Below are 22,307 nucleotides of genomic sequence, written 5' to 3' on the forward strand. Positions count from 1 at the left end.
CCATGGCCAACGACGACAGGCTCCGCGACTACCTCAAGCGGGCCACCGCCGACCTGCGGCAGACCCGCCAGCGGCTGCGCGAGGCGGAGGACCGGGAGCGGGAGCCCATCGCGATCGTCGCGGCCGGCTGCCGCTACCCGGGCGGGGTTGAGTCGGCGCACCAGCTGTGGGAGCTGGTCGACGCCGGCCGGGACGTGATCGGCGACTTCCCGACCGACCGGGGCTGGGACACCGACGCGCTCTACCACCCCGATCCCGGCCACCCGGGCACCACCTACGTCAAGCGCGGCGGCTTCCTGCGCGAGGCCAGCGCCTTCGACCCGGAGCTGTTCGGGATCAGCCCGCGCGAGGCCACCGCCATGGACCCGCAGCAGCGGCTGCTGCTGGAGACCGCCTGGGAGGTGTTCGAGCGGGCCCGGATGGACCCGCTGTCGCTGCGCGGCAGCCAGACCGGCGTCTTCGCCGGGGTGATGGCCCCCGACTACGCCAACGGGCTGGTGTCGGTGCCGGAGGAGGCCGAGGGCTTCCTACTGGCCGGCACCCTGCCCGCCGTCGTCGCGGGCCGGCTGTCGTACGTGTTCGGCCTGGAGGGCCCGGCGATCGCGATCGACACCGCCTGCTCCTCCTCGCTGGTCGCCGTGCACCTGGCCGCGCAGGCGCTCCGGCGCGGCGAGTGCACCCTCGCGCTGGCCTGCGGCGTCGCCGTCATGTCCACCCCCGACGTATTCGTGGAGTTCAGCCGCCAGGGCGGCCTGGCCAAGGACGGCCGGTGCAAGTCCTTCGGGGCGGCCGCCGACGGCACCGGCTGGTCCGACGGGGTCGGGGTGCTGCTGCTGGAGCGGCTGTCGGACGCGCTGCGCAACGGCCGCGAGGTGCTGGGGGTGGTGCGCGGCTCGGCGGTCAACCAGGACGGGGCGTCCAACGGGCTGACCGCCCCCAACGGGCGCTCCCAGCAGCGCGTCATCTGGCAGGCGCTGGCCGCCGCCGGGCTCACCGCCGACCAGGTCGACGCGGTCGAGGCGCACGGCACCGGGACCACGCTGGGCGACCCGATCGAGGCGCAGGCGCTGCTGGCCACCTACGGGCGGCACCACACCGCCGAGCGGCCGCTGCGGCTGGGCTCGATCAAGTCGAACATGGGCCACAGCCAGGCGGCCGCGGGCGTGGCCGGCATCATCAAGATGATCGAGGCGATGCGGCACGAGCGGCTGCCCCGCACCCTGCACGCCGAGGAGCCCAGCCCGGACGTGGACTGGTCCGCGGGGCACGTCCGGCTGCTCACCGAGCCGGAGCCGTGGCCGCGCGGCGAACGGCCCCGGCGGGCGGGCGTCTCCTCCTTCGGGGTGAGCGGCACCAACGCGCACGTGATCGTGGAGGAGCCGCCCGCCGCGGCGCCGCCGGCCCCGGCGGAGCCGGCCGACCCTGCCGTCCCCGCGCCGGCGCCGCCCCCGGTGTGGCCGCTGTCCGGCCGGACCCCGGCCGCGCTGCGCGCCCAGGCCGCCCGGCTGGCCGGCCACCTCGCCGAGCACCCCGGCGCGGGCGCGCTCGACGTCGGCTACGCGCTGGCCACCACCCGCGCCGCCCTGGAGCACCGCGCGGTCGTCGTGGCCGCCGACCGCGACGAGGCGCTGCGCGGGCTGCGGGCCCTGGCGGCGGGCGAGGAGTCGCCGCTGGTGGTGACGGGCGCGGCGGCGCGCGGGCGCACCGCGTTCCTGTTCACCGGCCAGGGGGCGCAGCGCACCGGGATGGGCCGGGAGCTGAGCGACGCCTTCCCCGTCTTCGCCGAGGCGCTGGACCAGGTGTGCGCGCGGCTGGACAAGCTGCTCGACCGGCCGCTGCGCGAGGTGATGTGGGCCGATCCGGCCGCGCCCGAGGCCGCGCTGCTCGACGGCACCCGGTACACCCAGGCCGCCCTGTTCGCGGTCGAGGTCGCGCTGTACCGCCTGGTGGAGGCGTGGGGGATCGTGCCGGAGTTCGTGGCCGGGCACTCCGTCGGGGAACTGGCCGCCGCGCACGTCGCGGGCGTGCTCTCCCTGGAGGACGCCTGCGCGCTGGTCGCCGCCCGGGGGCGGCTGATGGCGGCGCTGCCGGCCGGCGGCGCAATGGCCTCGGTGCGGGCGGGCGAGGACGAGGTGCGCGAGCTGCTGGCGGCGGAGCCGGAGGCGGCGATCGCCGCCGTCAACGGGCCCGGGACCGTGGTGGTCTCGGGCGCCGAGGCCGCCGTCGAGCGCGTCGCCGCCCGGCTCGCCGAGGCCGGGCGCCGGGTCAAGCGCCTGGCGGTCAGCCACGCCTTCCACTCGCCGCTGATGGATCCGATGCTGGCCGAGTTCGAGCGGGCCGTCAGCGGCCTGGAGTTCCGGGCGCCGCGCATCCCGCTGGTGTCCAACCTGACCGGGAGCGCGGCCACCGCCGAGCAGCTGGCCGACCCGGCCCACTGGGTCCGGCACGTCCGCGAGACGGTCCGCTTCCACGACGGCGTCCGGTACCTGGAAGGGCAGGGCGTACGGCGCTTCGTCGAGATCGGCCCCGACGGGGTGCTGTCCGCACTGGTGCGCGAGATCCTGCCCGGCGGCGCCTCCGAGGAGGCGGCGGTGACGGCGACGCTGCGCCGGGACCGCCCGGAGGCGGCCGCCCTGCTCGGCGCGGTGGCGCGCTTGCACGTCCACGGGCTCTCCCCGGACTGGGCGGCGCTGTACGCGGGCACCGGCGCCGAGGCGGTCGACCTGCCCACCTACGCCTTCCAGCGCCGCCGCTTCTGGCTCGGCGACCGCGCCGCCCGCTCGGCCGGCGGCGAGCCGGGCGCCGCCGACCCGGCTGCGGACTCCTTCTGGAAGTCGGTGCGGAGCGGCGACGCGGCCGCCCTCGCCGCCGAACTGGAGCTCGCCCCCGACGACGTCGAGCGGGTGCTGCCCGGGCTGTCGGCCTGGTACCGGCGGCGCAGCACCGAGCGGCAGGTGGACGGCTGGCGGTACCGGGTCCGCTGGGAACCGGTTGCCGAACCCGGCGGCGGCGCGCCGGGCGGCACCTGGTGGCTCGCGGTGCCCGCCGGATCCGAGGCGTCCGAGCAGGCCGCCGCCGCGAGCGCGGCGCTCGCCCGGCGCGGCGCCGAGGTGGTCGCCGTCGAGGCGGACGGCGCCGGCCGGGACGCGCTCGCCGCGCGGCTGCGCGCCCTCGGCCCGGCCCCCGACGGCGTGCTCTCCCTGCTCGCGCTGGACGGCCGCCCCGACCAGGAGCACCCGGAGCTGACCCGGGGCACGGCCGGGACCGTCACCCTGGTGCAGGCGCTGGGCGACGCGGGCGTCACCGCCCCGCTGTGGTGCGCCACCGCCGGCGCGGTGGCGGTCGGCGGCGACGCCGAGCCGACCCGCCCCGGGCAGGCGCCGGTGTGGGGCATGGGCGTGGTCCTGGGCCTGGACCACCCCGACGCCTGGGGTGGCCTGGTCGACCTCCCCGAGGTGTTCGACGAGCGGGCGGCCGACCTGCTGGCGGCCGTGCTGGCCGGCGGCGCGGGCGGCGAGGACCAGCTGGCGATCCGGCCCGGCGGGCTCTTCGCCCGCCGCATGGCGCGGGCGCCCCGGCCGGAGTCCGCCGCCCGGCCCGCTTGGCGGCCGCGGGGCACCGTGCTGGTCACCGGCGGCACCGGCGGGCTCGGCGCGCATGTGGCGCGCTGGCTGGCGGCCGCCGGCGCCGAACACCTGGTGCTGGCCGGCCGGCGCGGCCCCGAGGCGCCGGGAGCGGCCGAACTGGAGGCCGAGCTGGCGGCGATGGGCGTGCCCACCACCATCGCGGCCTGCGACGTCTCCGACCGGGAGGCGCTGGCCCGGCTGATCGCCTCCGTCCCCGGCGAGCACCCGCTGACCGCCGTCGTGCACGCCGCGGGCGTGATGCACGCCGCCGCCCCGCTGGCCGAGCACAGCCTGGCCGAGGTCGCCGAGATCGTCCGCGCCAAGGCCGCCGGCGCGGCACACCTGGACGAGATCCTGGCCGGCCGGCCGCTGGACGCCTTCGTGCTGTTCTCCTCCGGCGCCGCCGTGTGGGGCACCGCCGGGCAGAGCGCCTATGCGGCGGCCAACGCCTACCTGGACGCGCTCGCCCACCGCAGGCGGGCGCGCGGCGAGGCGGCGACCGCGATCGCCTGGGGCGCCTGGAGCGACGGAATGGGCGACGAGGAGGGCCGCGCCTACCTGCGGCGCCTCGGCATGCGCCCGCTCGACCCGGCACCGGCGCTGGCAGCGCTCCAGCAGGCGCTCGACGGCGGCGAATCCCACCTGGTGGTGGCCGACATCGACTGGGCCGCCTTCGCGCCCGCCTACGCGCTCGCCCGCCCCCGGCCGCTGCTGGACGCGGTGCCCGAGGCGCGCGCCGCCCTGGACCGGCAGGACGGCGGCGGGGACGCCCCCGAGGCGGCGGCGCTGGCGGCCCGGCTGGCAGCGATGGGCCCGGCCGAGCAGGGCCGCACCCTGCTGAACCTGGTCCGGCGGCACGCGGCCGCGGTCCTCGGCCACGAGGGCGCCGCCGCGGTCGAGCCCAAACGCGCCTTCCAGGACCTCGGCTTCGACTCCATCACCGCCGTGGAGTTCCGCAACCGGCTCGGCGCCGCGACCGGCCTGCGGCTGCCGGCCACCCTGGCCTTCGACTACGCCAGTCCGCTCGCCCTCGCCGAGCACATGCGGGCGGAGCTGTGCGGCGGCGAGGCGGCGGCCGAACCGGTGCTGGCCGAACTCGACCGGCTGGAGGCGGCCGTTGCCGACCTGCCCGCGGCGGAGATCGAGCGGACCCGCGTCACCGCGCGGCTGCGCGCGCTGCTGGACCGGCTGGAGGCGGCGGGCGCCGCCGAGGGCGCCGGCGTGGCCGGGGCGCTCAAGGACGCCGGCGTGGACGAGGTCCTCGCCTTCATCGACAAGGAGTTCGGCGGTGCCTGAGGGCGCGGCCCCACCCGCCCGGCGCCCGCCGCTAGGGGAGCGGTTAGGGGTTGCCCGGGCGGGCCGGCGGCTGGCATCTTCGGCTACTGGCGTCTTCTTCGCCACTGAAAAGCGGTCGCCGGGAAGTGTGACGCGAAAGTCCCGGCACTGTGGAGCGACACGTTTTCGAATGGCATTGCGAAACGGATCCGGCGCCATTTGTTCGAGGCGGCGGAAGGTCGGCCGACATGGATGGGGAGAACACCGTCATGCGGGTTCGGCAGCTTGGACTTGATGGCTCCTACGTCTTCGAACCGAAGGTCTTCCCCGACGACCGCGGCCTGTTCCTCGAGGTGTTCAGCCAGCCCGCGTTCCGCGAGGCGCTGGGCCATCCGCTCGACGTCGCCCAGGTGAACTGCTCCACCTCGCGGCGCGGCACGATCCGCGGCATCCACGCCGTCGCCCTGCCGGGCCAGGCGCGCTACGCCACCTGCGTGAGCGGGGCCATCGTCGACATCGTGGTCGACGTCCGGCTCGGCTCGCCGACCTTCGGCCGGTACGAGCCCGTCGAACTGACCGAGGACAACCGGCACGTGCTCTACATGGGCGAGGGAGTGGCGCACGGCTTCGCCCCGCTGACCGACGAGGCGACCGTCGTCTACCTGTGCTCCAACACCTGGAACCGCGACACCGAGATCAGGGTGCACCCGCTCGACCCCGAACTGGCGCTGCCCTGGCCCGACGCCGAGCCCATCCTCTCCGCCGAGGACCGCGCCGCGCCGTCGCTGCGCGAGGCCGAGCGGCTGGGCACCCTCCCCGACTACGCCGCCTGCCAGGCGCGCTACGCCGAACTGCGCGCGTCGGCCGCGGCCGGGTAGCCGGCCCGCCCGCGCCGCCCCGGTCCGCCCGGGCCGCGGCCCGGGGCGGGGCGGCCGCGCCCGGCCCGCGGCCGCGCCCGGCCGCGGCCCCGCCGTGCGCCGAAGGGGAAAACCGGCTAGGGGACACCTCGGGGGCGTTAGGGGTTGGCCGTGGCCATTAAGCCTCAGTAATGTGCGCAAAGGTATCTTGGGTGTCAATTGTCTGCATCCGGTCCTTGCCGTTATCGCCGTCATTGCCGCTCTGAAGTCTCTCGCCAATTGCCTCGCATTGGCGTGTCCTGGAATTGTGATTTCGTCAGTGGGGTGCCAGGTGGGGAACAGCGAAGAGAAGATCCTCGACTACCTCAAGCGCGTCACCGCCGATCTGCACCAGACCAGGCAGCGGCTGCGGGAGGTCGAGGACCGCGAGCGCGAGCCGGTCGCGATCGTGGGGATGGCCTGCCGCTACCCCGGCGGAGTGGCCGGCCCCGAGGACCTGTGGCGGCTGGTGGCCGAGGGCCGCGAGGGGATCAGCGAGTTCCCGGCCGACCGGGGCTGGGACCTGGAGCGGCTGCACGACCCCGACCCGGAGCGCTCCGGCGGCTCCCACACCCGCTTCGGCGGCTTCCTGCACGAGGCGCCGGAGTTCGACGCCGACTTCTTCGGGATCAGCCCGCGCGAGGCGCTGGCCATGGACCCGCACCAGCGCCTCGTGCTGGAGACCTCCTGGGAGGCATTCGAGCGGGCCGGCATCCCCGCCGACTCCCTGCGCGGCGCACCGGTCGGCGTCTTCGTCGGCGCCGGCAACCAGGACTACCTGGACCTGGTCCCCGCCGTGCCCGAGGAGATCGAGGCGCACCTGGGCACCGGCGCGCTCGGGGCGGTGATCTCCGGGCGGGTGTCCTACACCCTCGGCCTCGAAGGCCCCGCGGTCACCGTGGACACGGCCTGCTCGTCCTCCCTGGTCGCCCTGCACCTGGCGGTGCAGGCCCTGCGCGATGACGCCTGCACCCTGGCGCTGGCCGGCGGCGTCGCGGTCATGGCCACCCCCACCACCTTCACCTCCTTCAGCCGGCAGAGCGGCCTGGCCCGGGACGGCCGGTGCAAGTCCTTCGCGGACGCGGCCGACGGGACCGGCTGGTCCGAGGGTGTGGGGATGCTGGTGCTGGAGCGCTTGTCGGACGCGCGCCGCAACGGGCACCAGGTGCTGGCGGTGGTGCGGGGTTCGGCCGTCAATCAGGACGGGGCGTCCAACGGGCTGACCGCGCCCAACGGGCCCTCGCAGCAGCGGGTGATCCGCCAGGCGCTCGCGGCGGCGGGCGTGGTGCCGTCTAGCGTGGACGTGGTGGAGGCGCACGGGACCGGCACCACGCTGGGGGACCCGATCGAGGCCCAGGCGCTGATCGCCACCTACGGCCAGGAGCGGCCCGACGACCGCCCGCTGTACCTGGGTTCGCTGAAGTCCAATATCGGGCACGCCCAGGCGGCGGCGGGCGTCGCGGGCGTGATCAAGATGGTGCAGGCCATCCGGAACGGGCTGATGCCCGGCACCCTGCACGTGGACGCGCCGTCCTCGCAGGTCGACTGGTCGGCGGGCGCCGTTGAGCTGCTGACCGAGCCGCGCCCGTGGGAGGCGGACGGCCGCCCCCGGCGGGCGGGAGTCTCGTCCTTCGGCATCAGCGGCACCAACGCGCACGTCATCATCGAGCAGGCACCGGCCGAGAAAGCGGCCGACGGAACGGACGACGGTTCGGACGCAGCGGCGGCCGCCGAGGCGCCGGCGCCGCCGCTGCTGCCGGTGGTGGTGTCGGGCCGGGGCGAGCGCGGGCTGGCCGCCCAGGCCGGACGGCTGGCCGACTTCGTCGCCGAGCACGGCGACCTGGCGCTGCCCGACCTGGCGGCCGCCCTGGTCGGCACCCGCTCGGCGCTGGACCACCGGGCCGTGGTGCTGGCCGCCGACCGCGCCGAGGCTCTGGACGGGCTGCGCGCGCTGGCCGCCGGGGAAGCGCATCCGAAGCTGGTGCGGGGGGCGGCGCGCGAGGGCGGGCTGGCCGTCGTCTTCTCGGGCCAGGGTTCGCAGCGGCCCGGGATGGGGCGCGAGCTGCACGCCGCCTTCCCGGTGTTCGCGGCCGCCTTCGACGCGGCGTGCGCACATCTGGACGCGCACCTCGCCGAGCCGCTGGCTGAGGCGGGGGCCGCGTCGCTGCGCGAGGTGCTGTGGGGGGAGCCCGAGAGCGAGCGGGCCGGGCTGCTGGACCGGACGGTGTTCACCCAGGCGGGGCTGTTCGCCTTCGAGGTGGCGCTGTTCCGGCTGCTGGAGTCCTGGGGCGTCGTGCCCGATTTCGTGGCCGGGCACTCCATCGGGGAGATCAGCGCGGCGCACGTCGCGGGCGTGCTCTCCCTGGCCGACGCGTGCGCCCTGGTGGCGGCGCGCGGCCGCCTGATGCAGGCGCTCCCGGACGGCGGGGTGATGGTGGCGGTGCAGGCCGCCGAGGACACCGTGCTGCCCTTCCTGGCCGGCGCCGAGGACCGGGTGGGGATCGCGGCCGTGAACGGCCCGGCCTCGGTCGTGGTCTCCGGTGACCGCGGGGCCGTGGCCGGGATCGCCGCCCGGTTGGCCGAGTCGGGGCACAAGACGCGGCCGCTGCGGGTCTCGCACGCCTTCCACTCGCCGCTGATGGACCCGATGCTGGCCGACTTCGAAGCGGCGATCGCGAACCTGTCCTTCCAGGCCCCACGCGTTCCCGTGGTGTCCAACGTGACCGGTGCCCTGGCCGGGGACGAGATCGCCACCCCCGGCTACTGGGTGCGGCACGTGCGCGCCGCGGTCCGCTTCGCGGACGGCGTGCGCGCCCTGCATGCCGAGGAGGTGCGGGTCTTCCTGGAGATCGGCCCGGACAGCGTGCTCGCCTCCCCGGTGCTGGAGACCCTGGGCGAGGCGGCCGCCCAGGCCGCGGTGGTCCCGGCCGCCCGCCGCGACCGGGGCGAGGCCGAAGCGCTGCTCGCGGGCGCGGGCGCGCTCTACTGCGCCGGCGCGCCCCTGGACTGGGCGGCGCCGCTGCCCCCCGGCACCCGGCGGGTGGAGCTGCCCACCTACGCCTTCCAGCGGCGGCGCTACTGGCTCGACGCGGCGGGCGCCGCGTCCGGCAGCGGAGACGTCGCCTCCGCCGGCCTGCGCGCCGCCGAGCACCCGCTGCTCGGCGCGGTCGTCGCCTCGCCGGGCTCGGACGGCGTGGTGCTGACCGGCCGACTCTCGCTGGACACGCACCCCTGGCTGGCCGATCACCGGATGCTGGACACCGTGCTGCTCCCGGGCGCCGCGCTGGTGGAGCTGGCGGTCCGGGCCGGCGACGAGGCGGGCTGCGCCGCCCTGGCGGAGCTGGCGGTGGAGGCGCCGCTGGTGCTGGAGCCGGGCGCCCGCCGCGCCGTGCAGGTCGTGGTCGGGGCCGCCGACGCCGACGGGCGGCGCACGGTCGAGATCCATTCGCACGCCGCCGGCGCGGCCGCCGACGCCCCCTGGGTCCGGCACGCCGCCGGCGTACTGGCTCCGGCGCTGAGCGCCCCGGCCGACCCCGCCGACCTGGCGGCCTGGCCGCCGCCCGGCGCGCAGCCGATGGCCCTGGACGGCGGCTACCGGCGGCTGGCCGAACGGGGGGCGGCCTACGGCCCGGCCTTCCAGGGGCTCCGCGCCGCCTGGCGCCGCGGCGACGAGGTCTTCGCCGAAGTGGCGCTCCCGGACGGGCCCGCCGCCGGCGCCCGCGACTTCGGGCTCCATCCCGCCCTGCTCGACGCCGCCCTGCACGCGGCCGCCCTGGCCGAGCCCGGCGGCCCGCTCATCCCGGCCGCCTGGTCGGGCGTCGCCCTGCACGCCGAGGGCGCGGACCGGCTGCGCGTCCGCATCGCCCCGGCCGGGGCGTCGGGGCTCGCGATCGAGGCGGCCGACGCGTCCGGCGCGCCGGTGCTGTCGATCGGCTCGCTGGAGCGGGAACCGGTCACGGCGGAGCTGCTGCGCACCGCGCGGCACGGGGAGCACGAGTCGCTGTTCCGCGTCGTCTGGGCGCCGCTGCCCGGCGCCCGGCACCAGGCACCCGAGCGGCCGGCCGTGCTCGGCGACGGCCTGCCCGAGCTGGACCGGCTGCCCGGCGCGAGCCGCCACTCCGGCCTCGCCGCGCTCGGCGCCGCCCTGAACGCGGGCGCGCCGGTGCCGGACGTGGTGGTGCTGCCGTGCCCCGCCGCTGAGGGCGGTGACACGGCAGCACAGGCCCACGCGGCCGCGCGGGAGGTGCTCGCGGTGCTGCGCGCCTGGCCCGCCGATCCCCGGCTCGCCGCCGCCCGGCTGGCCGTGGTGACGCACGGCGCGGTGGAAGCGGTCCCGGGCGAGGGCGTCGCGGACCTGGCGGCCGCGCCGGTGTGGGGCCTGGTGCGGTCCGCGCAGGCCGAGAACCCGGGCAGGCTCGCCCTGGTCGACCTCGCCGCGTCCGGGGCCGCGGCGCTGCCGGCCGCGCTCGGCTCGGCCGAACCGCAGCTCGCCGTGCGGGGCGGGGAGCTGCTGGCCCCGCGCCTGGCGCGGGTGCCGGTAGAGCCGGCCGCCCCCGGCCCCCGGATCGACCCGGCGGGAACCGTGCTGATCACCGGCGGGACGGGCGGCCTCGGCGCCCAGGTCGCCCGGCACCTGGCGGCCGCGCACGGCGTGCGCCGGCTGCTGCTGGTCGGCAGGCGCGGCCCGGCCGCCCCCGGAGCGGCCGAGCTGGTGGCCGAGCTGGCCGCCCTGGGCGCCACCGCCCGCGTCGCCGCCTGCGACGTCTCCGACCGGCGGCGGCTGCGGGAGCTGCTGGCCGAGGTCCCGGCCGAGGCGCCGCTGACCGGCGTGGTCCACACCGCCGGTGTGCTCGACGACGGGCTCGTCTCCTCGCTGACCCCCGAGCGGCTGGCCGGCGTCCTCACCCCGAAGGTCGACGCGGCCTGGAACCTGCACGAGCTGACCCGGGACCTGGACCTCTCGCTGTTCGCGATGTTCTCCGCGATGGCCGGCGTGCTCGGCGGCGCGGGCCAGGGCAACTACGCCGCCGCCAACACCTTCCTGGACGCCCTCGCCCAGCACCGGCGCGCGGCCGGGCTCCCGGCCCACTCGCTGGCCTGGGGGCTGTGGGGCGAGCGCACCGGCCTCACCGCGCACCTGTCCGACGCCGACATCGCGCGCATGGCGCGCGGCGGCATCCTCGGCCTGCCGGCCGCCGAGGGCATGGCCCTGTTCGACGCCGCCCTCGCCCGCCCCGAGCCGCTGCTGGTGCCGGCCCGCCTGGACCTGTCCGTGCTGCGGCGCGCCCCGGCCGAGGAGCTGCCCCCGCTGCTGCGCGGCCTGGTGGGCCGGCCGGCCCGGCGCGCCGCGGCCGGCGGCGCGGACGACGGGCGCGGCGGCCCGCTCGCCGACCGGCTGGCCGGACTGGGCGAGCACGAGCGCGGACAGGCCGTACTCGAACTGGTGCGCGCCCAGGTGGCTGCCGTCCTGGGCCACCCGGACGCCGGCGCCGTCGAGCCGGACCGGGCCTTCCAGGACCTCGGCTTCACCTCGCTCACCGCCGTCGAACTGCGCAACGCGCTGAACGCCGCCACCGGGCTGCGGCTGCCCGCCACGCTGGTCTTCGACCACCCCACCCCGGCCGCCCTCGCCGAACTGCTGCTCGGCGCGGTCGCCGGCACCGCCGGGGCGGCCGCGGCCGCCCCCGTCGCGGTCCGGCACGACGGCGACCCGATCGCGATCGTCGGGATGGCCTGCCGGTATCCGGGCGGGGTGGCGAGCCCCGAGGACCTGTGGCGGCTGGTGGCCGAGGGCGGCGAGGGGATCGCCGAGTTCCCGGCCGACCGGGGCTGGGACCTGGAGCGGCTGCGCGCGCTGGAGACCGGCCCGGACGGCGCCGCGCCCACCGACCGCGGCGGCTTCCTCTACGACGCCGCCGAGTTCGACGCCGCCTTCTTCGGGATCAGCCCCCGCGAGGCGCTGGCCATGGACCCCCAGCAGCGCCTCGTGCTGGAGACCTCGTGGGAGGCCGTCGAGCGGGCGGGCATCCCCGCCGACTCCCTGCGCGGCGCACCGGTCGGCGTCTTCGTCGGCGCCGGCGGCAGCGAGTACACCTCGCTGCCGGCGGCCGTGCCCGAGGACGTCGAGGCGTACCTGGGCACCGGCAACGCGGGCGCGGTCACCTCCGGCCGGGTCGCCTACGCCCTCGGCCTGGAGGGCCCGGCGGTGACGGTGGACACCGCGTGCTCGTCGTCGCTGGTCGCGCTGCACTGGGCGGCGCAGGCGCTCCGCGCGGGGGAGTGCTCGCTGGCCCTCGCCGGGGGCGTCACCGTCATGTCGAGTCCGGAGTCCTTCGTCGCCTTCAGCCGCCAGGGCGGGCTGGCGCCGGACGGGCGGTGCAAGTCCTTCGCGGACGCGGCCGACGGGACCGGCTGGTCCGAGGGTGTGGGGATGCTGGTGCTGGAGCGCTTGTCGGACGCGCGCCGCAACGGGCACCAGGTCCTCGCGGTGGTGCGGGGCAGCGCCGTGAACCAGGACGGGGCGTCCAACGGGCTGACCGCGCCCAACGGGCCCTCGCAGCAGCGGGTGATCCGCCAGGCGCTGGCCGGCGCGGGGCTCGCGCCGGCCGAGGTGGACGTGGTGGAGGCGCACGGTACCGGTACGACGCTGGGGGACCCGATCGAGGCGCAGGCCCTCCTGGCCACCTACGGGCAGGACCGGCCGGAGGGCCGGCCGCTGTACCTGGGCTCGCTGAAGTCCAACATCGGGCATGCCCAGGCGGCCGCCGGGGTGGCGGGCGTGATCAAGATGGTGCAGGCGATGCGGCACGGGCTGATGCCGAAGACGCTGCACGTGGACGCGCCGTCCTCGCAGGTGGACTGGTCCGGGGGAGCGGTCGAGCTGCTGACCGAGCCCCGCGCCTGGGCGGCCGAGGGCCGCCCCCGCCGCGCCGGGGTGTCGTCCTTCGGGATCAGCGGCACCAACGCGCACGTCGTGATCGAGCAGCCGCCGGCCGAGAACGAGGCGGAGCCCGCCGCGACCGGGGACGGTGCCGCCGGAACGCCCGCCGACCCGGCGCCGGTGGTGCCGGTCGCCGTGTCGGCCAGGACGGCCGAGGCGCTGGCCGCCCAGGCCGGGCGGCTGGCCGCCTTCCTGGCCGAGCGCGAGGACCTCGCGCTCCGGGACGCGGCCGCCGCCCTCGCGGACGGGCGCGCGCTGCTGGACCACCGGGCCGCGGTGGTGGCCGCCGACCGCGCCGAGGCCCTGGCCGGGCTGCGCGCCCTCGCGGCGGGCGAGCCGCACCCGGCGCTGGTGCGCGGCGCGGCCCGCGCGGGCGGCGTGGCCGTGCTCTTCTCCGGCCAGGGTTCGCAGCGGCCCGGGATGGGGCGGGAGCTGCACGCCGCCTTCCCGGTGTTCGCCGCCGCCTTCGACGAGGTGTGCGGCCTGCTGGACGGGCTGCTCGGCGAGCCGCTGCGCGCGGTGCTGTGGGCGGAGCCCGGTGACGAGCGGGCGGAGCTGCTGGACCAGACGCTCTACACCCAGGCGGGTCTGTTCGCCTTCGAGGTGGCGCTGTTCCGGCTGGTGGAGTCGTGGGGGGTGCGTCCGGACTTCCTGGCGGGCCACTCGATCGGGGAGATCAGCGCCGCGCACGTCGCCGGGGTGCTGTCGCTGGCGGACGCGTGCGCCCTGGTGGCGGCGCGCGGGCGCCTGATGCAGGCGCTCCCGTCCGGCGGCGCCATGGTCGCCGTCCAGGCGGCCGAGGAGACCGTGCTCCCCTTCCTGGCCGGTGTCGAGGACCGGGTCGGGATCGCGGCCGTGAACGGCCCGGCCTCGGTCGTGGTCTCCGGGGCGGGCGAGGCCGTGGCCGCCGTGGCGGCGCGGCTGGCCGAGGCGGGCCACAAGACGCGGCCGCTGCGGGTCTCGCACGCCTTCCACTCGCCGCTGATGGACCCGATGCTCGCCGAGTTCGAGCAGGCCGTCAGCGGCCTGTCGTTCCACGCGCCGGAGATCCCGGTGGTGTCCAACGTGTCCGGCGAGCCGGCCGGGGACGAGATCGCCACCCCGGGCTACTGGGTGCGGCACGTCCGGCGCCCCGTCCGCTTCGCGGACGGCGTGCGGGCCCTGCACGGCCGGGGCGTGCGCTCCTTCCTGGAGATCGGTCCCGACAGCGTGCTCGCCTCCCCGGTGCTGGAGACCCTGGGCGAGGCGGCCGAGCAGGCCGCCGTCGTGCCCGCCGCGCGCCGCGACCGCGAGGAGGCGCGGCAGGCCGTCACCGCGCTGGCCGAACTGCACGCGCACGGCGCCCGCGTCGACTGGACCCCGGTCCTCACCGGCGGGGCGCCCGCCGCTGCGGGCCGGGCCCGGATCGCCGCGGAGCTGCCCACCTACGCCTTCCAGCGGCAGCGGTACTGGTTCGACACCGCGGGCACCGCGCCCGGCGACCTCGCCGCCGCCGGACTCCGCCCGGCCGAACACCCCCTGCTCGCGGCGGTGGTGGCGGCTCCCGAGGGCGACACGGTCACGCTGACCGGCCGCCTCTCCCTGGACGCCCAGCCCTGGCTCGCCGACCACCAGGTGCTCGGCACCGTGCTGGTCCCCGGCACCGCGCTGGTGGAGCTGGCCGTGCGGGCCGGCGACGAGGCGGGCTGCGCGGTGCTGGAGGAGCTGACCCTCCAGGCGCCGCTGGTGCTCGGCGAGGCGGCGCGGATCGCCGTCCAGGTGGTGGTGGGCGCCGCCGACGAGGCGGGCCGCCGGAGCGTGGAGCTGTACTCGCGCCCCGAGGACGCCCCGGCGGCCACCGGCTGGACCTGCCACGCCACCGGCACCCTGGCCGCCGCCGCACCGGCCGCTGACCGCCCGGAACCGGACCTGTCGGTCTGGCCGCCCCGCGACGCCGAAGCCGTCGAGCTGGCCGGCTTCTACCCGGAGCTGGCCCGGTCGGGGCTGGAGTACGGGCCGCTGTTCCAGGGGCTGCGCGCCGCCTGGCGGCACGGCGAGGAGGTCTACGCCGAGGTCGCGCTGCCCGGCGGGCCGGACGGCGCCGCCGCCTTCGGCATCCACCCCGCGCTCCTGGACGCCGCCCTGCACCCGATCGCCTTCGCGGGCGGAGCGGGCGCGGAGACGGGCGCCGCGGCGGTCCCCTTCGCCTGGTCGGGCGTTGAGCTGCACGCCACCGGCGCCACCGAGCTGCGGGTGCACATCGCGGCGGCGGCCGGCGACGGCGTGCGCATCCGGCTGGCCGACGCCGAGGGCGTGCCCGTCGCCTCGGTCGGCTCGCTGACCCTGCGGCCGGTGCCGGGCGAGCGGCTGCGGGCCGCCCCCGCCGGCCGGCACGAGTCGCTGTACCGGCTGGAGTGGGCCGCCGCCCGCGCCGCTCCGTCGTCCGGCCCCGACCGGATCGCGGCCGTGGGCCAGGTGCCGCCGGTCCCGGGCCTGGAGCCGGCCGCCGAGGACCTGGCCGCGCTCGCCGCCGCCCTCGCGGAGGGCGCGGCCGCTCCGGCGGCGGTGGTGCTGCGCTGCTCCGGCGCGGGCGGCGACGCGGCGGCCGCCGCCCGCACCGCCGCCCGGCAGGCCCTGGCCGCGGTGCGGGCGCTGCTGGCGGATGAGCGGCTGGCCGACACCCGGCTCGCGGTGGTGACGCGGGGCGCGGTGGAGGCCGTGCCGGGCGAGGGCGCGGCCGATGTCGGCGCGGCCGCCGTCTGGGGCCTGGTGCGGGCCGCGCAGGCCGAGCACCCGGGGCGCTTCGTCCTGGTGGACGTGCAGGAGGGCGACGGCGCCGGCCCGCTGCGCGCGGCGCTGGCGACCGGCGAGCCGCAGCTGGCCGTGCGCGGCGGGGAGGTCCTGGTGCCCCGCCTGGCCCAGGTGCCCGCCGGATCCGGCCGGGCGGCCGGCCCCGCCGTCGCGCGGGAGCGGCTGGCGGCCGGGACGGTGCTGGTCACCGGCGGGACCGGTGGGCTGGGTGCGCTGGTGGCGCGGCATCTGGTGGCCGAGTACGGGGTGCGGAGCCTGCTGCTGGCCAGCCGGCGCGGCGCCGACGCTCCGGGTGCGGCCGAACTGGTGGCCGAACTGGAGGGGCTGGGCGCCTCGGTGCGGGTGGCCGGCTGCGACGTGGCGGACCGGGAGGCGCTGGCCGCGCTGCTGGCGGGCCTTCCCGCCGACGCCCCGCTGACCGGCGTGGTGCACACGGCCGGTGTACTGGACGACGGGATCGTCACCGCGCTGACCCCCGAGCGGCTGGACGCGGTGCTGCGGCCCAAGGCCGACGCCGCCTGGCACCTGCACGAGCTGACCCGCGATCTCGACCTGGGGCTGTTCGCCCTGTTCTCCGCGGGCGCGGGCACGACCGGCGGCGCGGGCCAGGCCAACTACGCGGCGGCCAACACCTTCCTGGACGCCCTCGCCCAGCACCGCCGCGCCGCCGGGCTGCCCGCCGTCTCACTGGCCTGGGGCCTGTGGCGGCGGACCGGCGGCATGGCCGGCCGGCTGACCGAGGCCGATCTGGGCCGGCTGGCCAAGGGCGGCGTGCTCGCCCTCGCCGACGCGGAGGGGCTGGAGCTGTTCGACGCCGCCCTGGCGGCCGGCGACCCGGTGCTGGTGCCGGTGAAGTGGGATCTGGCGCTGCTGCGGCGGGCCGAGGCCGACGAGGTGCCCTGGCTGCTGCGCGGCCTGGTCGGCCGCCCGGCGCGGCGGGCGGCCGCCGGCGGCGGCCGCCCGGCCGCTTCGGCCCTCGCGGAGCGGCTGGCCGGGGTGGAGCCGGCCCGTCGTCGCAAGCTGGTGCTGGACCTGGTGCGCGCGCAGGCCGCGGCGGTGCTCGGCCACGCCGGCGCCGAGGCGGTCGAGCCGGACCGGGCCTTCCAGGACGTCGGCTTCGACTCGCTGACGGCGGTGGAGTTCCGCAACGGGCTGGGCAAGGCGACGGGGCTGCGCCTGCCGGCGACCCTGGTCTTCGACTACCCGACTCCGCTGGTGCTGGCCGAGCACCTGCTGGCCGAGGTGGCGGGGACCGCGGACCGGGCCGCGGCGGCCGGGTCGGCGGCGGCGCCGGCGGACGAGCCGATCGCGATCGTCGGGATGGCCTGCCGCTATCCGGGCGGGGTGAGCAGCCCCGAGGAGCTGTGGCGGCTGGTCGAGCAGGGCGGCGACGGCGTCTCGCTGTTCCCGGCCGACCGGGGCTGGGACCTGGACGGCCTCTACGACCCCTCGGGGGAGCGCGCCGACACCTCCTACACCCGGGAGGGCGGCTTCCTGTACGACGCGGCCGAGTTCGACCCGGACTTCTTCGGGATCAGCCCGGCCGAGGCGACCATCCTCGACCCGCAGCAGCGGCTGCTGCTGGAGAGCAGCTGGGAGGCGCTGGAGCGCGCGGGCATCGACCCCGCCGCGCTGAAGGGCAGCCCCACCGGCGTCTTCGCCGGGGTGATGTACCACGACTACGCGGGCAACGCGGGCGGCGGCGGCAGCATGGTGTCGGGCCGCGTCGCCTACACCTTCGGCCTGGAGGGCCCCGCCGTCACGGTGGACACCGCCTGCTCCTCCTCCCTGGTCGCGCTGCACTGGGCCGCCCAGGCGCTGCGGTCGGGCGAGTGCTCGCTGGCCCTGGCGGGCGGTGTGACGGTGATGGCCACGCCCGCGTCGTTCGTGGAGTTCAGCCGGCAGCGCGGCCTGGCCGCCGACGGGCGGTGCAAGTCCTTCGCCGACGCGGCCGACGGCGTCGGCTGGTCCGAGGGCGCGGGCGTCCTGGTGCTGGAGCGGCTGTCCGACGCGCGCCGCAACGGGCACCAGGTGCTCGCCGTGGTCCGGGGCTCGGCCGTCAACCAGGACGGGGCGTCCAACGGCATCACCGCGCCCAACGGCCCCGCCCAGATCCGGGTGATCCGCCAGGCGCTCGCGTCCGCCGGGGTGCGGGCCGACCAGGTGGACCTGGTGGAGGCGCACGGCACCGGCACCACCCTGGGCGACCCGATCGAGGCCCAGGCCCTCCTGGCCACCTACGGCCGGGAGCACGCCCAGGACCGGCCGCTCTACCTGGGCTCGCTGAAGTCCAATATCGGGCACGCCCAGGCCGCCGCCGGGGTCGGCGGAGTCATCAAGACCGTGCTGGCGATCCGGAACGGGGTGATGCCCAGGACGCTGCACGTGGACGCGCCCAGCACCAAGGTGGACTGGTCGGCGGGCGCGGTGGAGCTGCTGACCGAGCCGCGCCCCTGGGAGGCGGACGGGCATCCGCGCCGGGCGGGAGTGTCGTCCTTCGGGATCAGCGGCACCAACGCGCACGTCATCATCGAGCAGGCGCCGGCCGAGGAACCGGCCGGCGCGGCGGCCGAGCCCGCCGGCGCTCGGCCCGCGCCGCCGCTGGTGCCGGTCGCGGTGTCGGGCCGGGGCGAGCGCGGGCTGGCCGCCCAGGCCGAACGGCTGGCCGGCTTCCTGGCCGAGCGCGCGGACGGCGAACTGCCCGACATCGCGGCCGCCCTGGTGCGGACGCGCTCGGCGCTGGACCACCGGGCCGTCGTGCTGGCCGCCGACCGCGCCGAAGCCGTGGACGGGCTGCGCGCCCTGGCGGCGGGCGAGCCGCACCCGGCCGCGGTGCGCGGGACGGCCCGCTCCGGCGGGCTGGCCGCGGTCTTCTCCGGGCAGGGCTCCCAGCGGCTCGGCATGGGCCGCGAGCTGCACGCCGCCTTCCCGGTCTTCGCCGCGAACTTCGACGCGGTCTGCGCCGGGTTCGACGCGCTGCTCGCCGAACCGCTGCGCGAAGCGGCGGCCGCGTCGCTGCGCGGGGTGCTGTGGGCCGGACCGGAGTCGGAGCGCGCGGGCCTGGTGGACCAGACGCTCTACACCCAGGCGGGGCTGTTCGCCTTCGAGGTGGCGCTGTTCCGGCTGCTGGAGTCCTGGGGGGTGCGCCCGGACTTCGTCGCCGGGCACTCCATCGGCGAGATCGGCGCCGCGCACGTCGCCGGGGTCCTCTCGCTCGCCGACGCGTGCGCGCTGGTCGCGGCGCGCGGCCGCCTCATGCAGGCGCTCCCGGCCGGCGGCGCCATGGTGGCGGTGCAGGCGGCCGAGGACGAGGTGCTGCCCTTCCTGGCCGGGATCGAGGACCGGGCGGGGATCGCCGCGGTCAACGGTCCCGCCTCGCTGGTGGTGTCGGGCGCCCGCGAGGCCGTGGCGGGCATCGCGGGCCGGCTGCGCGACGCCGGGCACAAGACCCGTGAGCTGCGGGTCTCGCACGCCTTCCACTCGCCGCTGATGGAGCCGATGCTGGCCGAGTTCGCGGCCGCGATCGGCGGCCTGGACTTCCGGCCGCCGGAGATCCCCGTGGTGTCGAACGTGTCCGGCGGCCTGGCCGGGGACGAGATCGCCACCCCCGGCTACTGGGTGCGGCACGTCCGCGCGGCGGTGCGCTTCGCCGCCGGGATCGGCACGCTCCGCGCGGAGGGCGTCCGCTCGTTCCTGGAGATCGGCCCGGACAGCGTGCTGGCCTCGCCGATGCTGGAGACCCTGGACGAGGCGGCCGCCCAGTCCGCCGTGGTGGCCGCCTCGCGGCGCGACCGCGACGAGGTGCGCCAGGCCGTCACCGCCCTGGCGACCCTGCACGCCCACGGCGCGCCGGTCGAGTGGGCGGCGCTGCTGCCCGCGCGTCCGGCCCGGGTGGAGCTGCCCACCTACGCCTTCCAGCGGCAGCGCTACTGGCTGGACTCCGCCCTCGCGACCGGCCAGGCGGGCGACGCCGCGGGCCTCGGCCAGGCCGCCGCCGGGCACCCGCTGCTGGGCGCGGTGCTCGCCGACCCCGACGGCGGCGCCGTGACGCTGACCGGCCGGCTGTCCCTGGCCACCCACCCCTGGCTCGCCGACCACGAGGTGCTGGGCACCGTGCTGGTGCCGGGGACCGCGCTGGTGGAACTGGCGATCCGGGCCGGCGACGAGGTCGGCCGCCCCGTGCTGGACGAGCTGACCCTGGAAGCACCGCTGCTGGTGCCCGAGCACACCGGGCTCGCGCTCCAGGTGGTGGCCGATCCCGAGGACGGCGCCGGCGGCGACCCGGGCCGGTACCGGGTCCGCCTCTACTCCCGCCCCGACGACGCCGCCCCCGGCGCGCCGTGGACCCGGCACGCGACCGGCTCCCTCCTCCCCGGCGGCGGACCGGCGGCGGCAGAGCCGGACCTGGCGGTCTGGCCGCCGCGCGGCGCCGAGCCCGTCCCGCTGGCCGGCTTCTACCCCGAGCTGGCCGAGGGCGGCTTCGGCTACGGCCCCGCCTTCCAGGGGCTCCGCGCCGTCTGGCGGCGCGGCGACGAGGTCTTCGCCGAAGTGGCGCTGCCGGAGCCCGCCGCCGACGAGGCCGGCGGCTACGGCGTCCACCCGGCGCTGCTCGACACGGCGCTGCACGCGGGCTTCCTCAACGAGCCCGAGGGCGAGTACGCCGGCCCCGCCATCCCCTTCTCCTGGTCCGGCGTCGAGCTGCACGCGGGCGGCGCCTCCCGGGTGCGGGTGCGGATCGCCCCGGCGGCGGGCGGCGGGAAGTCCGTCACGCTCGCCGACCCGACCGGGGCGCCGGTGGCGTCCATCGCGGCGCTGGTCGCCCGCACGGTGTCGCCGGAGCAGCTGGCGGCGGCCCGATCGGCCCGCGGCGGCCGGCACGACTCCCTGTTCCGGGTCGAGTGGGAGGACGTGCCCGCGCCGACCGGCACCGGCGCCGCCCGCACGGCCGTCCTGGGCGGGGCCCTCGCGGAGCTGCCCGCCCACCCGGACCTCGCCGCGCTGCGGGCCGCGCTCGACGCCGGGGCGCCCGTGCCCGACACGGTCTTCCTGCCCTACACCGGGGCGCCGGCGGCCGGGCTGCCGGCGGCGGTCCGCTCGGCCCTGGACGGCGCCGCCGCCGCGGTGCGGGAGTGGCTGGCCGACGACCGGCTCAGCGGCTCCCGCCTGGTGGTGGTGACGCGCGGCGCCGTCGAGGCGCTGCCCGGCGAGGGCGTGCCCGACCTCGCGCACGCCCCGCTGTGGGGGCTGCTCCGGGCGGCCCAGGCGGAGGTGCCCGACCGCTTCGCCCTGCTCGACCTGGACGCGGCCGAGCCCGCGCCGTCGGCCCTGCTCGCCGCGGCGGCCTCGCCGGAACCACAGCTCGCGGTGCGCGGCGAGCGGCTGCTGGCGCCCCGGCTCGCACGCGTCCCGGCCGGCGCGGACCCGGCCCCCGCCGGCGGCGGCGCGGCGCTCGCGGCCGGGACGGTGCTGGTCACCGGCGGCACCGGTGGGCTGGGCGGCGCGGTCGCCCGGCACCTGGTCGCCCGGTACGGCGTCCGGCACCTGCTGCTGGCCAGCCGGAGCGGACCGAAGGCGGACGGTGCCGCCGAACTGGTCGCCGGGCTGGAGTCGATGGGCGCGCACGTGCGGGTGGCCGCCTGCGACGTCGGTGACCGGGAGGCGCTGCGCTCGCTGCTGGCGGAGGTCCCCGCCGACGCCCCGCTGACCGGGGTGGTGCACTCGGCGGGCCTCGGCGCCAACGCCGTGGTGGCGGACCTGACCCCGGAGCACTTCGACCTGGTGCTCGCGCCGAAGGCGGACGCGGCCTGGCACCTGCACGAGCTGACCCGTGAGCTGGACCTGTCGCTCTTCGCCGTCTTCTCCTCCTCCGCCGCCCTGGTGGACAACCCCGGCCAGGGCAACTACGCGGCGGCCAACGTGTTCGTGGACGCGCTGGCCCGGCAGCGGCGGGCCGAGGGCCTGCCCGCGCTCTCGCTGGCCTGGGGCCTGTGGGACGCGGCCCAGGGCATGGGCGGCCTGCTCGCGGCGGCCGATGTAGCCCGCATCGCCCGCTGGGGCATGCTGCCGCTCTCCGCCGAGCAGGGGCTCGCGCTGTGGGACGCCGCGCTGGCCGCCGGTGACGCGTCCCTGGCGCCGATCCGGCTGGACGAGGCGGCCCTGCGCAGCCGGGCCGACGGCGTGCCCGCCATCCTGCGCCGCCTGGTCCCCCCGGCCCGCCGCGGCGCCGCGGCCGCCGCGCCCCAGGCGGACGGCCTCGCCGAGCGGCTGGCCGGACTGACGGGGCCGGAGCGGAGCCAGGCGCTGCTCGACCTGGTCCGCGCGCACGTCGCCTCGGTGCTCGGCCACGCCGGGGCGGACGCGGTGGAGCCCGAGCGCGCCTTCCAGGAACTCGGCTTCGACTCGCTGAGCGCGGTGGAGCTGCGCAACGGGCTGAACCGGGCGACCGGGCTGCGGCTGCCCGCCACCGCCGTCTTCGACTACCCGAACGCGCAGGTCCTCGCGGAGCGCATCGGCGCGGAGCTGGTCCCGGACCGGGCCGAGGAGGAGCGGCTGGAGTCGCAGGAGGAGCGGCTGCGGGCGGCGCTGGCCGCCATCCCGATCACCCGCCTGCGCGATGCCGGCCTGCTGGACGGCCTGCTCGAACTCGCCGGGATCGAGGACGCGGACCCGGAGCAGGACGAGCCGGGCGACGCCGACGACATCGACGCCATGGACACCGAGAGCCTGATCAGCCTGGCGCTCGACGACCTTGACCTTGACAACACGACGCAGGAGCTGTGA

At 78.1% G+C, this 22,307-nt stretch carries 3 protein-coding genes; all 3 read left to right on the forward strand.

Annotation, left to right across the window (positions count from 1 at the left end; translation table 11 throughout):
- Positions 1–2 precede the first annotated feature (2 nt).
- The 3 genes from CLV72_RS01700 (at position 3) to CLV72_RS01710 (ending at position 22,307) form a co-directional block, all read left to right on the forward strand.
- The gene (locus CLV72_RS01700) at positions 3–4,922 is read left to right on the forward strand and encodes a type I polyketide synthase (protein WP_106238005.1); all 4,920 of its coding nucleotides are present in this window, start codon (positions 3–5) and stop codon (positions 4,920–4,922) included.
- A gap of 227 nt (positions 4,923–5,149) precedes the next feature.
- Positions 5,150–5,779, forward strand: coding sequence for a dTDP-4-dehydrorhamnose 3,5-epimerase family protein (locus CLV72_RS01705; RefSeq protein ID WP_245929809.1), 630 nt, complete (start codon positions 5,150–5,152; stop codon positions 5,777–5,779).
- A 310-nt stretch (positions 5,780–6,089) separates the two neighbouring features.
- Positions 6,090–22,307 (forward strand): type I polyketide synthase, encoded by a 16,218-nt coding sequence (locus CLV72_RS01710; protein WP_106238009.1) that lies wholly within the window; start codon positions 6,090–6,092, stop codon positions 22,305–22,307.

It is taken from the genome of Allonocardiopsis opalescens, assembly GCF_003002095.1.
Taxonomy (GTDB): domain Bacteria; phylum Actinomycetota; class Actinomycetes; order Streptosporangiales; family Streptosporangiaceae; genus Allonocardiopsis; species Allonocardiopsis opalescens.

Excerpts from the sequence above, each read along its gene's own strand:
- CLV72_RS01705 (WP_245929809.1), top strand. The coding sequence starts at position 5,150 with ATGGATGGGGAGAACACCGTCATGCGGGTTCGGCAGCTTGGACTTGAT.
- CLV72_RS01700 (WP_106238005.1), top strand. The coding sequence starts at position 3 with ATGGCCAACGACGACAGGCTCCGCGACTACCTCAAGCGGGCCACCGCC.